The following is a 14,278-nucleotide window of genomic DNA, read 5'->3' as shown; positions in this document are numbered from 1 at the left end:
GATGAAAGGGATCTTTGGCCACGCAAAGATCCCTTTCCCGTCCGCCGCGCGGAAGCGGCGAAGCCAGCTCCCAAGCCCACCTGACAGATAAGCGAAACCCACACGCTTTTCAGCCTCTTCGGCAAACCTTTGCAGACCTGGTTTATTGACCAAGCTAAGCATCATTACCAAGCCGGGCAATATCAGTATTTATCCGATTGACGCCCCTCTTCTGCCAGACATTGACGGCTGATATGAACTACGACTGCCAATATTCCTGGCACTCACCATACCCCTGCCCAAAATGGCAGTTGCTACTTTTTCAGCATGTCAAACTGCCAGCGAAAAATCACGCATCAGTCAAGCTAGGCACGACATCACTTGCTGTTTCATGACAAGCCATGCAGTCACTCCCCGTCCGCTGCAACCATCCCGCCTTGCAACTACGGCTTGTATTAAACAGAATACAAAAACCTTTCCTAGCCACCCCGGGTTGCCCATCTTTGACGATGGCGGGCCCATGTCACTTATGGCGTCGACACCGTATGCACTCAATAAAGTCTGGATCACTGCCGAGCACCTCATCGAGAACTGTCCTTGCGATTTTCATGCTCGCCTCAATGCTTGCCGGTTCTGCGATTGCCGGTACGCTATCTGGCAATGATCTGTTGCACAGCCTGTGCTGACAACTGCGATGCTTCGCTATTCCGATATTTGAAGCAGAACGAAGCTACTGCCGTCACATTGGCACCTGCATATACAAAAGATGACTTGCTCTTTTTCAAGGTGAAAGACAGCAATTCTTCTCAGTCAGATAATATCATCCCCTTTACCTCCTCCGTGAAGGCGGATGCTCTTGAGATAGTGGGCTATTCCGATAGCTACATAAACCTGGGTAAAGACGGCCGCTATTACAATTGGGGCTTCGTCGCAAAGGGGAGTACGGACGAAGTCTTCAAAAAATTACCCGTCGCCATTGCATCACAGCTGCGCAAGGACGGCGATGTTTTTATCAAGGCCGAGTGGAAACCCGCAAATGACAGTACCGCACCTTGGCGTGCGGGCAGCAATACACCCTCTGGAATGCCGCCACAGCCGGGCACTGTCGAGCGGCTTCTTATGCTGGAAAGCACCTCGAACAATGAAACCCTTATTGTTTGTTCACTGCAGGGCACAGTCACACCGGATACTCTTAAAGCGCACAGGCCAGACCTGCATGACAAAATATATGACAACAAAGTCATTAAACAGAAATGGGAAATTGCCGTAAATCTGGTTAAAAATTACAAACTCAAACCCATTTTCAACAGCAATGCAGAGATGCAAAATATCTTGCAAAACGATATTTCGGCTTTAAAGAAAAGCAAGCCAGACCGCCAGCCAGCTTATTGGCAAAAAATGACAGAAATACAAGAAAACTTTCTGAAATCAGTTGCACGGGACGAGCCGGAAAATGAGAAGAAACTTCAGGCATTAATGGCCTTGCTAATGGTAAACATGATGGACGTAGATCAATTACAAAACACGCCAGCAGATGAATCACCAATCATAACATTGGTGAGAAATAATATTGTCAGCGTTGAACAACTGGTAAAGCTGGAGGCTGGATATCACTATGGAAATGCACTGCAAGAAAAAGTAGAGGCATTAAAAATTCTGGAAGCTGACCATGACGCACTACGCTCCAATTAGCAATAACATTGCTTTTCTAATGCAATGCAAGCACGAAAAGGCTTTTAAATGAGATACCACACCCACCCGGATTATATCCTTTACCTGAAAGATAAAAGAAAAAAACAGGCTTTCATCATCAGCGTGGCAATTGTGCTACTGCTGCCACTGGCAATGCGCGAACTGGATGGGCAGCCACTTTTTCTGCTTTATATGGGCTTGTTGGCCGGCGTGATCTTTGCCTTGACTGACCACAAGCAATTCCAGCAAAAGATTACGCAGCTCAAGGAGACATGGATAGAGGTGGATGACGAGTGGCTGACTTGCGGGTTTCCGGCAGGGAAGCAAAGCTTTCGCCGCACTCATTTTCGTAAGCTGGAAATGATTCCCGGAACGTGGCCCACGCTTAAAATCCAGCTCAGCGATAATGGTGGGGTGGCAGTACAAGGCATTGCCGAAATTGAAGAAATCGGCAGGCGATTGATGAATGACAGTGCCGGACCCTTTGCATGACGCCGGCACACTCAGCTTGCCAGCGCAAGCGCCCGTGCCGGGTCCCGGCGAGCAGCCGCAGTCCATACTTGCAGGGTGACCTTTAGGGATGAAAGGGATCTTTGGCCAAGCAAAGATCCCTTTCCCGTCTGCCGCGTGGAAGCGGCGAGGCTGTCGCACAAGCTTGCACAACAAGCCGCCGCTACCGCTTTACAGGATGCGCACCAGCTTTTTGTTGATGAACGCTTCCATGCCCGCATGGCCCAGCTCGCGGCCAAAGCCGGAGTTCTTCACCGGCGCAGCGCGGCATCAGGCTGCTTTTATAAGTGCTTGCCGGCCTCGCGCGCGGTAAGCGGTGACAGCTGCTGGCGGTGCTTGGCAAGAAAAGCCGCCACCCAGTCCGGCTGGCTGCGGGCGTAGTCGCGCAGCGCCCAGCCTATGGCCTTGCGGATGAAGAATTCTTTCTCTGCGCACAAATGCAGCGCATAGCGTTGCAGGCGCTCGGCATTGGTGTCTTGCCGCCAGCCCAATTGATGCAGCATGGCTAGGCGGCGCACCCAGAAGCTGTCGTGCTGCAGCCAGCCATCCATTTCCCGCTCCACGGCCCCGCTCTGCGCCTTGCGCAGCACGGCTGATGCCACGGCGGCCAGGCCGTCCACGGTTTCCCACCAGGGTTGATCCAGCAACAGGGTTTGCAAAGCGGGCAGCGCGGCCACATCCAGCAAGGCCGCATGCCGCCGCAGCAGGTCTACCGCTATGTAGCGGTACTCGCGCTGTGGCAGACGCCACAGGGCTTCTGCCATGGCCAGCAGCTGCGCGGCGTCGGCGGGTTGGGCGCCGATCAACTCACGCACCGCCGCCCGCCGCAGCGGGGCGGGCAAGCCAAGGAAAGTGAATTGATCCAGCAAATAGGCCGACATGCCCACGGCGCGCGTCGGGTCTGCCAGGGGCTGGAGCCGCGCCGCGACGGCTTCGGCAAACCTTTCGGCAGCCTGTTGTTGCGCTATGGTGGGCAGGGTCATCAGTCGGCCTGCGGGGGAAAGGGTTCGATGTGGCTTTCGCCCAGGCGGCCGTAGTAGCTGACATGCCGCCCACTCAGCCAGACGGTGTAGCCGATACAGCCGGCGCGCTGGGTCAGCGCTTTGAAGGCCGGATACATCACCTCGCCGCGCTGTGCGCCGGCAATGGCCTGGCGGACGCCTTCGCTGGAAAAGGCGTCGGCAATGCCTTGCTCCGGCTTGGATAGCGGCAGGCTCAACGTGGCGCCGTCCGGCCAGTAAACCGTGGTGCGGGCGGCGCGGTAGTCCACGGCGTAGGATTCCACGCCGGCATGCAGCAAAGCCTGCACCACTTGCGGAAAATGCAGGTTGCCGGCATTGGAGGCCGAAATGGTGTCGCGGACGAGGGTTTCTTGTTGCGGGCTCATGATTGGTTCCTTATTGGTTTCTTTGGAAACAATGCATATTAGTTTCCAAAGAAACATTCTGCAAGCGATGTTGGCTTCGCCCTACCAACGCCTGCGCCATCAGGCCAGCGGTGGGAGCTGCAATTGGCGGCTTTCGGCCAACTGCGTCAGCAGGCTACGCAGCTGGTCTTGCTGCTGGGAGGAAAGCGCGGCAAAAAACTGCGCGTCGTTGGCATCGGCCAGCGCAGCCAGCCGCGGCACCAGCTCCTCGCCCGCGGCGGTCAGGCGCAGCCGCAAGGCCCGGGCGTCGTCGGCATCGCCCTGACGGCTCAACAGCTGTTTTTCCTGCAAGCGCGCTATCACCTTGGACACCGCGCCCTTGGTCAGACCCATGCGCTGAGTGAGGTCGGCGTGGGTGGCGTCCGGCAGGTCGTACAACAGCCGCAAGGCCACCCATTCGCTTACCGTTACGCCGTGCTGTTCCAACTGACGGGCGAAGCTGTCGGACACGCTGTTGGAAACCAGCCGCAGCCAGTAGCCAAGATGGGTTTGCAAATTGCTGATGTCGTTGTGTGGCATGGGGTTGGCGTGGCGGAGAAAAAGGCATTCAGTTTACCGGGAAAGTAAGCGCGGCCAACAAAACCCAGCAAAGCCCTGAGCCAAGGCACCCCGACGCTGGCAGTACTTGAGTACGACAAAGCGGCGCAACGCAGGATCAGAGGGCTTGTTGGGGGTTTAATTGCGGCGCAGGCATCTGTCTGCCTGTCCATCCGGCCCGTCAAGCTCCGTCAACGCTCGCCCTTTAGCTATCGCGCAGGCAAGATGCTGGCTTTCCTGTTTATCCAGCGCACACATGAACCCCTCATCAACAGCATCTTGTCGCCGCCTGATGCTTACCGTTTTCGCCCTGCTCTGCGGGCTGACTGCGCCGGCCGTCCAGGCTGCCGCCTCAGAGCGCCCCGTCACCGACCAAGCCGGCAACGTCATGCAAGCGCTGGCGCTGCAAGACGCCGCCTCGCAGGGCGCCAACGCCACTGCCATGCAAGGCTGTACGGCGGATGGCACCTTGTGCCTGACGCTGGAATCCGGCGAGAACGGCGAGCGCAAGCTGTCTGTGGCTGGCAAGGGCGACAGCCGCCTCGCCGCCGGCGATCTCGCGGCGCTGCAGTTGCAGAATGCCGACAACCTCGAATATACGCTCTGGCCCTATGTCATCACTTTGGGGCAAAACCCTGACAGCTTGATTGTGGGGGTGCTGCAAAACGCACGCACCATGTACTCCGGCGGCGGCGCCAATCAGAGCAATCTGCTGCTTTTGCAGGCGCACCGGCAAGCTGGCACTTTGCAACTGACACAGGTGCTGGGGGTGCAAGACGGGTTTTGGGCAATGATCCGCGCCTGTTTTTCTGAGCGCGACATGCGCCAACGGGCCGGCGCATGTCACGACGAATACACTTTTAACGGCCGCATCGCGCTGGATGCAGGCAATACGAAAGCCATGCCGAGACTGATCTACCGCACGCGCGCCACAAGCTTCCCCGGCACGGTTTCGCGGCAGCGCGATTCTTTGAGCGCCCCGCCGCTCCGCAAGAAAGACATCGTCCAGGCCGTGGACAAAGCCTGCAGCTACCGGCGGGTGTTTACGTTTGACGAGGCCCGTCAACAATACCTGCCCAACCGCCCCTTGCCGGCCTGCGACGACTACCAGCTTGATTGACAAGCCAACCCCGCTGTACGGGCTATTCCGCCATGGCGCGTAGGAAGAAATCCACCGGCGGCGGAATAGCGCGGCAGGCGGCGGCGCAATTAAGTCCCGCCAACAACCCGCCTGATGCTGCGTTGCGCCTCCTTGCCTTACTCAATTACTGCCCGCGTCGGCGCGCCTTGCCTCAGCCGTGATGCGGATTGTCGGTCGCTCTAATTGGCTGCTTTGATCTCAGCGATGAAATCGCGCTGGATCTGCTGGATTTGCGGGGTAACGCCAGCCAGGATCTGCTGCACCAGCACCATGTTTTTCTGCATCAACAAGGGCATTTTGTTGATTACCGCCTGGCCTGCCGGCGTGCGGTAAAACGCCAGCATGCCGGCCACTTCGTCCTCGGAGAAGGTTTCCGTGTAAAGCCGCACATAGGACGGCTCCAGCTTGCCCCAGGCCAGCGTGTCTTTCATCAGCCCGAGCATGCGGGTTTTCATTTTGTCGATGGCTTGCTGCTGGTGGGCAGTAGGCACCTTGCCTTTCAGCGCTTGCTGCACGCCGGCATCCATCATGCCGGCGTACTGCGACTGGATGCCGTCCAGCAACTTGTGCACCTGCGTTACTTCCAGCAGTTCATGAATGGAGGCCTCGCTGGCCGGCGCGGCCATGGCGGCGCTGGAAGCAAAGGCAAGAACACAGAGAAGACGTTTGGCAAGTTTCATGGTGATTTCCGTTAGCGGGGCAATGGCAGGCAAACTAGCACGCTGGCATGGCGTGGACAATGATCCGCGACAAACCTGTCTCAGCCCTGACGTTCCTGCGCCTGCAACTGACTCATGAAGCAATTGAACAGCTCGGTATGATTGGCCACGCCCAATTTGAGAAACATGTTGCGGCGATGTGTTTTCACAGTTTCCGGCGAGATGGCCAGCTGCTGGGCCACGGCTTTGCTGGACAACCCGCGCAGGGTCAGGCGGGCGATTTCCGCCTCGCGCTCGGTCAGCCGGCCCTGGCCGAACTGTTGCAGCATGGCACCCAACTGGTCGGACAAAGTGCTTTGCGCGGCAGGCGGCGCGGCGGTATCGGCCAGCGCCCAATGCCGCCGCATTGCCGCCAGCACCCAGCCCTGCACTACCCGCAGGCGGCCTATGGCCTCTGGCGGATAAAACCCGGCGCAGCCCAAGGACAATGACAACACGGCGTCAGGCCCGAGCCGCAACAGGTATTGCGTTTCATCCTGCCCCACCTCGCGGCTGAGATAGCTCAGGTAATACTCGCCCTGGTGGAACTGGTCCGGGGCGATGTCCGGCAGATGATGCAGCCCGCTGTCGAACACCCCGCAAGCCAATTGATAGAACGGGTCCAACAGGTACAGGCCCTGGCAGTAAAACGGCATGGGCGACGCACCGCCGCCCGGGCCAAAGCCGCACTCTTCCAGCACCAGCGGCGGCTGGCCGCGCTGAAACCGCGCCGCCAGCGCGTTGTCCACCGGGGCCAGCTGGCGCAACAGCAGTACCAGCGCGCGCCAGAAGCCCGGCTCGCCAAGCTGGTCGAACAGCCTTGCCATCCCGTGATGCAAGGGCAGCTCCCGCAACAATCCTTCCATCGTCTCCCCCATAACGGCTACCCCTTGCCGGGAATAGGCCCTGTGCCGGCCCGCGCCTACACTCGTCGCCACACACCTGAGAACAAGGTGCTGACTACAACAGGAGAAACACAGACATGTCAAAGGAAATGCAAGGCGGCGGGCTGAGGCGGTCCCTCAGCGTGGCCGATGTGGTGTTGATCACCGTGTCCGGGGTGACGCCGGCCAGCTCGCTGTTCGTTATCGCCCCCTTCGCCATTCACAGCGCCGGCAGCGGGGCTTTTCTGTCGTTCACGCTGGCGGCGATGCTGGCACTCATGTACGCGCTTTGCTATGCGGAGCTGGGCGCGGCCCACCCCAACGCCGGCGGCGAATACGTGATTGTGCAGCGCCTCTTCGGCAAACTGGCTGGCCTGCAAATGTATCTTTTCGTGCTATGCCTGCTGTTGTTTGTGCCGGCGGTACTGGCCACCGGCGCGGTGGCTTATCTCAACACGGCGCTGGGCACGCATCTGGACAGCGCCACGGCCGCCCTGTGCGTGGTGCTGCTGTGCTACGCCATCGGTGTGCTCGACATCAAGTTCAACGCCATGGTGACCGGCCTGTTTCTTTGCCTGGAAATGCTGGTGCTGCTGGTGATAGCCGTCCTTGGCTTCGGCCAACCGCATCAGCCCGTCAGCGTGCTGCTCAACCCGGTAATGCCGGATGCTCACGGCGCGTTGATGGTGGCACCGGTAGCCGCCGTTGCGGCCACCATCGGCAGCGCGGTGTTTTCCTATAACGGCTTCGGCGGCGCCATTTACCTGGCGGAAGACATGCGAGAAACCGGCAGACCCATGGCGCGGGCCGTCATGGTGACGCTGGTCATTGTGGTGCTGGTTGAGCTATTGCCGCTGACCGCGCTGTTGCTGGGCGCGCCTTCGCTGGCCGAGGTGGCGCGCCAGCCGGACCCGATCAGCTACGTGGTCAGCCAGCTGGGTTCTCCGCTGCTGGCGCGAGTGATCAGCGGCGGGATTTTCCTCTCCGTGTTCAACGCCATCATTGCGCTGGTGCTGCAAAGCAGCCGCTTTCTCTACGCCAGCGGTCGCGACCGGCTGTGGCCGCCGGCGATGAACCGCGCGCTGGTGCGCATCCATCCCCGCTTCGGCACGCCATGGATCGCCACCTTACTGTTTGCGCTGCCCTCCGGCCTGCTCACCTTCAGTTCCAATCTGGAAGAGCTGACCAGTTTCACCGTGATCGTGATTTTGCTGACCTACCTGATCATGGCCGTATGCGCGCTGATCAGCCGCCGCCGCGAAGACGTTCACCACCCCTACATCATGCCCTGGTGGCCGCTGCCAGCCTTGCTGGCGATCTTCGGCACGCTGTACACGCTGTGGGCCATTTTGCAGGATGCGCCGCCGCGCGACTGGCTGATCATCCTCGGCATTGCTTCCGCCGGACTGCTGCTGGGACGCTATCAGCGGCAAGACCCCTTGCTCACCCCTTCTCAACAGGAAGAATCATGAAACCACGCGCCAGAGACTTGGGCATTCGCATCGGACAGGGCCAGCCCGGCCCGCTCAACGCCATTACCGACGTACCCGGTGTGCGCGTCGGCCACAGCTCGGTCAGACACAGCTTTGCCGATGGCCGGCGCGCCTGCACCGGCGTAACCGTGGTGGAGCCCCGCCCGGGTGAGGCAAGACTGTCGCCCTGCTTTGCCGGCCTGCACGTATTGAACGGCAACGGCGATGCCGCCGGACTGGAATGGATACGCGAAGCCGGCCTGCTGACCACCGCCATCGGCCTGACCAACACCCACAGCGTGGGCTTGGTGCGCGACAGCTTGATCCGGCAGGAAAGAGAGCGGCTGGGCCCGCAGGATGCGGTGTACTGGACCATGCCGGTGGTGATGGAAACCTTTGACGGCCTCCTCAACGACATCAACGGTTTTCATGTCGGCCCCGAACACGTGGCGGAAGCACTGCGCAACGCCGGGCCCGGCCTGCCCGCCGAAGGCTGCGTGGGCGGCGGCAGCGGCATGATCTGCCACGAATTCAAGGGCGGCATCGGTACGGCTTCGCGTCGTTTGCCGCCCGCCGCCGGCGGTTGGACGGTGGGCGCGCTGGTGCAGGCCAACCATGGCAAGCGCGGTGCGCTGCTGGTGCAGGGCTACCCGGTGGGCAAAGCGCTGCATGAGGGCGTGGCGCCCTCGCCTTTCAGCGCCGAGGCGCTGCCGCAGCCGGGCATGGGCTCCATCGTGGTGGTGCTGGCCACCGACGCCCCGTTGCTGCCGGAACAATGCCGACGCCTGGCGTTGCGGGCCGGGCTGGGCGTTGCCCGCACCGGCGGCGGCACCGAGGACTCCAGCGGCGATATCTTCCTGGCCTTCGCTACCGGCAACAGCAATCTGCCGGTGGCGGATTACGCGCGGCAAGGCCCGCTGACCCATACCGTGCGCATGGTCAGCCCGGATCACATTTCGCTGCTGTTTGAAGCCGCGGCCGAGGCGGTGGAAGAAGCCATCGTCAATGTGCTGCTCGCGGCGGAAAACACCGAGGGCAATCTGGGACGGAAAGCGGTGGCGCTGGATGGCGACATGCTGTTGCGCGCGCTGCGCGAAACGGGCTGGCAGCCGGCCAAGGCCAGCTGACCCGGCAGGGCGGGTTGGCAAGCCGTCAGCCTGCCCCCGGCCGGCCTGCGCTAGACGATCTCCAGGCTGGCTTCGCCCATGCCCTGCGTCTTGCCGATGCGCACCTGCACCGCAATGCGCTCCTTCAACGCAGCCACGTGGCTGATCACGCCGATGGTCTTGCCGCTGGCGTTGAGCGCGTCCAGCGCGTCCAGCGCCACTTCCAGCGTGTCCCCGTCCAGCGTGCCGAAACCTTCGTCGAGAAACAGCGAATCGATGGAGGTTTTGTGGCTGACCAGGTCCGACAAACCCAGGGCCAGCGCCAGACTCACCAGAAAGCTTTCGCCGCCGGACAAAGTGCGGGTATCGCGCGCGGCGTCGGCTTGCCAGGTGTCGAGAATCTCCAGCTCCAGTTCGCCGCCCGGTTTGCGCTGCAACAAGTAACGGCCATGCAGGCGGGCCAAATGGCGATTGGCCAGATGCATGAGGTGATCCAGCGTCAGCCCTTGGGCGAACTTGCGGTATTTGTCGCCCTCGCGTGAGCCGATCAGGCTGTTGAGACGCTGCCAGACATCCACGTCCTCGCTCTGTCGGGCGATGTCGGCAAACAGGGCCTGCTGGTTGTCGCGGCGTTGGGCATCGTCGGCCAGCAGCGCCTGCAAAGCGCCCTGCTCGGCGGACAACTGCTGGCGGGCGGCGTCCAGCTCCGCCAGGTTTTGCTCCAGTTCCGCCAGCGTAGCCTCCGTCAGCGCCTGTTCTTGCAAGGCCGTCAGCGAGGTGGCGGCGGTCTGGGCTACCGCTTCGGCGCGCGCCAGCGCGTCGCTCAGTTGTTGCTGCAGGCTTTGCAGGCGTTGGCGTTCCGCCTCTGGCAGCAGGGCCTGGCTGAAGGCGGCTTCATCGGCAAACACGCTGTCGCGCAACGCGGCCTGCCACTGGCTTTCCGCCAGGCCGGCCTGCTCCGCCAGCGCTTGGCAATCCAGCTGCAACTGCGTGGCGCGGCCTTGCAGACTGGCCAGCCGCGCCACCGCGCCATCAACCGCGCTGACGGCGCTGGCCAGCGCCTCGGCGTCGCACACCGCGGGCGGCGTCGATACCGGTTCGGCCGCGCCCAGCGCTTGCCAGCGCTGTCGCCACTGGGCGGCGGTGTGTGCGGCCTGCTGCTGGCGGGCCTGCAGCAAACGCTGTTCACCTTGCAGCGCAGCTTGTTGCTGCTGCTTTTCCTGCCATGCGCGCCAGTCCTGCGCGCGGTCGGCCAGCCATTCGGCCAGCGCAGCCTCCGGCGTGAAGCCGCTTGCGCGGATATCCGCCAACAAGGCGTCCCGCCCCTGCTGCCACGCCGCCTCTGCCGCCAGATGTTGGCCGTGCAGGGTTTTCAGCGCCTTGTCCAGGCTGTCTGCCTGTTGTTGCTGCAACTGTTGCTGGGTCTGCGCCTGCTGCAAGTCTGCGGCGCTGGCAGCCTGCTGCCGCTCGGCTTGCGCAAGCTGCTGCCGCGCCTGCTCGGCGTCGGCCGCGCGCTGTTTCAGTTGCGTTTCCCGCTTTTCTGCATCCGCCAGCGCCTCCGTCAGCAACGCCTCCTGCTGCCAGTCCGCGTCCGCTCGTTGCAATGCGGCCGCCAGCGGCGTCCATTGCGCCAGCGTCTGACGCCATTGCACGGCCTGTTCGTCCTGGGTGCGACGCAGCTGTTCCAGCTGGCCATTCAGGGTGGAGATTTCATTTTTCAGCGCCAGGCCTTGCTCCTGCAGCTGTTGCAGCAAGGCCTCTTTGGCCTGCAAGGCCTGTTCGGTTTGCGTGACATTCAATTGCTGATAGTGGGCAATGCCGGGATGCTCCACGGCGCCGCACAGTGGGCAGGCTTCGCCAGGCTGCAAGGCGGCGCGATGCGCCTCCAGGCTCTGGATGCGCTGCTCCTGTTGCAGCAGCCTGCGCTTGTCGTCCACCTGCTCTTTGAGCTGGCGATAGTCGACGCGCAAGGTTTCGAGACGGGCTTCCAGTTCAGTAACTTGTTGCCGCGCCGCCTGCGTCTCGGCCTCTTGCCGCCCCTGTTGGCTGAAGAGCTGGCGCAGTTGACCGGCCAGCCGCTGGGCATCGCGCCAGTGTTGAAGTTCGGCCAGCGCCTGTTGCCAGCGCGCGCCAAGCTCGGCGGGGCTGTCGCCGGCCTGGAGGGCCTGCAAGGCGGCACTGGCGACGGTGGTTTGCTGCGCGCACTGCTGATGGCGGGTTTGCGCTGTTTGCAGCACGGCTTGCTGTGCCGCGAGTTGCTGCAGAAGCCGGGCCTGCGCCTGCTGCGCTTCTTGCTCTTGCCGGCTCAGGCTTTGCGCTTCGGCGGCCTGCTGCTGGATGCGTTCTTGCCGGCTTAGCCAGCCGCTGAGGCTTTCTCCCAGTCCGCCGAAATGAGCATGCCGGACGAGCCAGTCTTGCGCGGCCAGCGCTTGCTGATTGATCTCATCCAGCTGTGCCTGTTCGGCAGCGGCCAATCCTTCGGCCAACCGGCAGGCGCGCCATTGCGCGGCCAGCGAATCGGCCTGCGCGGCATTGAGCTCCGCCTGTGCCCGCTCCGCTGCCGCCTGCGCTGTTTGCAGGCGACCGGCGGCGTCTTGCCGGCTTTGCCACACAGGGCGCAAGGCTTCCGCCGGCTGGCTGGCGCGCCAGGCGGCCAGTTGCGGCTCGGCGTCCTGCAAGGCCTGCCGTGCTGTCAGTTCGGTTTGCTGTGCGGCAGTCTGCGCCTGCCCGGCCTCGGCCAGCGCCACGCGCCATTGGCGCAGCTTGTCCGTTTGCGCTTGCCGGGACTGCAGGCCGCGCAACTGCTCGCCCAGCGCCTCGACTTGCTGGCGCATGGCGTCGCGCTTGTCGTCCGTCAGCAGCTCCATGCCGTCGGCGCGCGCTTGCAGTTGATCCAGCGCCTGTTTGGCATCGCGCGCCCGCTCGAACACACGTCGGGATATCTGGCCGTAAATGTCGGTGCCGGTCAGCTCTTCCAGCAACTCGGCGCGCTCATTGGCGCTGGCGTTGAGGAAGGCGGCGAATCCGCCCTGCGCCAGCAGCATGGATTTGGTGAAGCGGCCAAAATCCAGCCCAGTGATGGCTTCAATGCGTTTGAGCTTGTCGTTGATGTGAGTGGTGAGGATGTTTCCCTCGCCATCGGCCAGCTCCACGCGCGGGGCCTGCAGTGCGCCGTCGGCCTTGTCGCGGGCACGGCGCTGGCTCCAGAAGGCGCGATAGGCTTGGCCTTTGACTTCAAATTCCACCTCGGCAAGGCAGTCCGCCGTGTGGCGGGTCATGATCTCGTTACCGCCGGCGGAGATGGTGTCCAGCCGCGGGGTCTTGTGATAGAGCGCCAGACAGATAGCGTCCAGCAAGGTGGATTTGCCCGCGCCGGTGGGGCCGGTAATGGCAAACAGGCCATTATCGCGAAACGGCGGCTTGGTGAAGTCGATCTTCCACTCGCCCTTGAGCGAATTGAGGTTTTTCAGCCGCAACGTGAGGATTTTCATGCTTGGCCCTCCTCCAGACTGAGCAGCACTTCGCGGTAACGCTGCTGCAAGCCGGTCTGCAAGGCGTCGTCCAGCGTCTCTTGCGCCAGACGTTTGCCGAACACCTCATAAGGCGTCAGTTCGTCCAGTGTTTCCCGCTCCGCGGCCTGCAGGGCGGCCACGGCGTTGCCGCGATCCTTGCGCAGGCGCAGCACTTGCAGCGGCAGGTCTTCGGTGATGGCTTGCAGACGGGTTTGCAAATCGGACAAGTAGTCGTCGCCCTGCACGGTGATTTCCAGCCACACCGGCAAAGCCTCGCTGCCCAGCGCGGCGGCCTCGGCAATCTGCAAAGCCAGTTGCTCCAGCGTGCCCTTGAGCGACGCCAAGGGCTGGAAGCGCGGCACGATCAACGGTGTAACGCCCATCAGACCGATGGCGTCCACATCCACCAGCAGCACTTCTTTTTGCTGGCTGGCCTCGTCAAAACTCAGTGGAATGGGCGATCCGCAATAGCGCACCTGTTCTAGCCCGCCCACTTTTTGCGGGCGGTGGATATGGCCCAGCGCCACGTAATCCACCGGCGGAAAGGCGCTGGTGGGGAAAGCCTCCAGCGCGCCAACGTAGATTTCCCGCACCGACTCGCTGGCGCTGGCGCCCACTGTGGTGAGGTGGCCGGTGGCGATGATGGGCAGCGGCAGGCGCAGCGCGTCGCGCTTGGCGCAAGCCTGCTGATATACCGCGTGGTAATGCTCGCGAATGGCTTCCTGCAAGCCCAGTTGCTTGTCTTCAGCGCTTTGCCCGGCCTGGCTTTGCAGTACATCGCGCGGGCGCACAAAGGGGATGGCGCAAACAATCGCGCCGGGCTTGCCGTTGCGGTCGTTCAACACCAGCGCCTGTTCGGCCGGGTCGTCGCTGACGGCGGCCACCACGGTAGCGCCCAGGCAGGCGAGCAGGCTGCGGCTTTCTTCCAGCGTGGCGACGGAATCATGATTGCCGCCCAACACCAGCAGCGCCGCGCCTGCGTCGCGCAGGTCCACCACTAGGCGGTTGTAAAGCTCGCGGGCATAGCTGGGCGGCGCGCCGGTATCGAACACGTCGCCGGCCACAATGACGGCGTCTACCTGATGCTGGCGCACCTGCGTCAGCATCCAGTCGATAAAGGCCTGATGTTCCGCCTGGCGGCTTTTGCCCATGAAGTACTGGCCAAGGTGCCAGTCTGAGGTGTGGAGGATGCGCATGCGTGAGGACGTGGTTTGCCAAGAGCGTGATTGTAGCAAGCGACGCAGGCCGGCGGCATGCTCTGCCCGACAAGGTTGGCCGAAGCGCGCCGGCCATGCGCCAGGCCCGGTCGCGACACCGAGCC

At 62.2% G+C, this 14,278-nt stretch carries 12 protein-coding genes; 5 read left to right on the top strand and 7 right to left on the bottom strand.

Translation table 11 applies throughout. The features are described from left to right. The first annotated feature begins 693 nt into the window (after window positions 1-693). Together Q0P52_RS03290 and Q0P52_RS03285 are read left to right on the top strand one after the other, a co-directional pair. The gene (locus Q0P52_RS03290) at window positions 694-1,671 is read left to right on the top strand and encodes a hypothetical protein (protein ID WP_293766037.1); all 978 of its coding nucleotides are present in this window, start codon (window positions 694-696) and stop codon (window positions 1,669-1,671) included. A gap of 48 nt (window positions 1,672-1,719) precedes the next feature. Next, window positions 1,720-2,163: a hypothetical protein gene (locus tag Q0P52_RS03285; protein ID WP_293766036.1), complete on the top strand. Its 444-nt coding sequence runs from the start codon at window positions 1,720-1,722 to the stop codon at window positions 2,161-2,163. A 299-nt stretch (window positions 2,164-2,462) separates the two neighbouring features. On the opposite strand, the gene Q0P52_RS03280 is transcribed toward Q0P52_RS03285, so the two are convergent. The 3 genes from Q0P52_RS03280 to Q0P52_RS03270 all read right to left on the bottom strand — a co-directional run bounded on the left by Q0P52_RS03280 (window position 2,463) and on the right by Q0P52_RS03270 (window position 4,126). Further along, window positions 2,463-3,164 (bottom strand): DNA alkylation repair protein, encoded by a 702-nt coding sequence (locus Q0P52_RS03280; protein ID WP_293766035.1) that lies wholly within the window; start codon window positions 3,162-3,164, stop codon window positions 2,463-2,465. Continuing rightward, the gene (locus tag Q0P52_RS03275) at window positions 3,164-3,568 is read right to left on the bottom strand and encodes a DUF1398 family protein (protein ID WP_293766034.1); all 405 of its coding nucleotides are present in this window, start codon (window positions 3,566-3,568) and stop codon (window positions 3,164-3,166) included. Before Q0P52_RS03275 ends, Q0P52_RS03280 begins: the two co-directional genes overlap by 1 nt. A 99-nt stretch (window positions 3,569-3,667) precedes the next feature. Further along, window positions 3,668-4,126, bottom strand: coding sequence for a MarR family transcriptional regulator (locus tag Q0P52_RS03270; RefSeq protein ID WP_293766033.1), 459 nt, complete (start codon window positions 4,124-4,126; stop codon window positions 3,668-3,670). 310 nt (window positions 4,127-4,436) lie between these two features. Between Q0P52_RS03270 and Q0P52_RS03265 the strand changes: the two genes are divergently transcribed. Next, complete coding sequence (locus Q0P52_RS03265) at window positions 4,437-5,264, top strand: hypothetical protein (protein ID WP_293766032.1); 828 nt, start codon at window positions 4,437-4,439, stop codon at window positions 5,262-5,264. Window positions 5,265-5,464: 200 nt separating this feature from the next. On the opposite strand, the gene Q0P52_RS03260 is transcribed toward Q0P52_RS03265, so the two are convergent. Then, window positions 5,465-5,965, bottom strand: coding sequence for a DUF2059 domain-containing protein (locus Q0P52_RS03260; protein ID WP_293766031.1), 501 nt, complete (start codon window positions 5,963-5,965; stop codon window positions 5,465-5,467). Window positions 5,966-6,045: 80 nt separating this feature from the next. Beyond that, on the bottom strand, window positions 6,046-6,861 hold the full coding sequence (locus Q0P52_RS03255) for a LuxR C-terminal-related transcriptional regulator (protein ID WP_293766030.1): 816 nt from the start codon (window positions 6,859-6,861) through the stop codon (window positions 6,046-6,048). Window positions 6,862-6,965: 104 nt separating this feature from the next. On the opposite strand from Q0P52_RS03255, the gene Q0P52_RS03250 reads away from it, so the two are divergent. Both Q0P52_RS03250 and Q0P52_RS03245 read left to right on the top strand, forming a co-directional pair. Continuing rightward, window positions 6,966-8,339, top strand: coding sequence for an APC family permease (locus Q0P52_RS03250; RefSeq protein WP_293766029.1), 1,374 nt, complete (start codon window positions 6,966-6,968; stop codon window positions 8,337-8,339). Beyond that, window positions 8,336-9,466, top strand: a complete 1,131-nt coding sequence (locus Q0P52_RS03245; protein WP_293766028.1) for a P1 family peptidase — start codon at window positions 8,336-8,338, stop codon at window positions 9,464-9,466. Before Q0P52_RS03250 ends, Q0P52_RS03245 begins: the two co-directional genes overlap by 4 nt. A 50-nt stretch (window positions 9,467-9,516) precedes the next feature. Here the strand turns inward: Q0P52_RS03245 and Q0P52_RS03240 are convergent, their stop codons facing one another. After that, window positions 9,517-12,936, bottom strand: coding sequence for an AAA family ATPase (locus Q0P52_RS03240; RefSeq protein ID WP_293766027.1), 3,420 nt, complete (start codon window positions 12,934-12,936; stop codon window positions 9,517-9,519). After that, the gene (gene sbcD / locus Q0P52_RS03235) at window positions 12,933-14,153 is read right to left on the bottom strand and encodes an exonuclease subunit SbcD (RefSeq protein ID WP_293766026.1); all 1,221 of its coding nucleotides are present in this window, start codon (window positions 14,151-14,153) and stop codon (window positions 12,933-12,935) included. The genes Q0P52_RS03240 and sbcD overlap by 4 nt, the downstream gene beginning before the upstream one ends. Window positions 14,154-14,278 lie beyond the last annotated feature (125 nt).

It is taken from the genome of uncultured Aquitalea sp. (assembly GCF_945957525.1).
Lineage (GTDB): Bacteria > Pseudomonadota > Gammaproteobacteria > Burkholderiales > Chromobacteriaceae > Aquitalea.
Note: the sequence above shows the minus strand (reverse complement) of the source record. Positions and strands in the feature narration are given on the sequence as shown.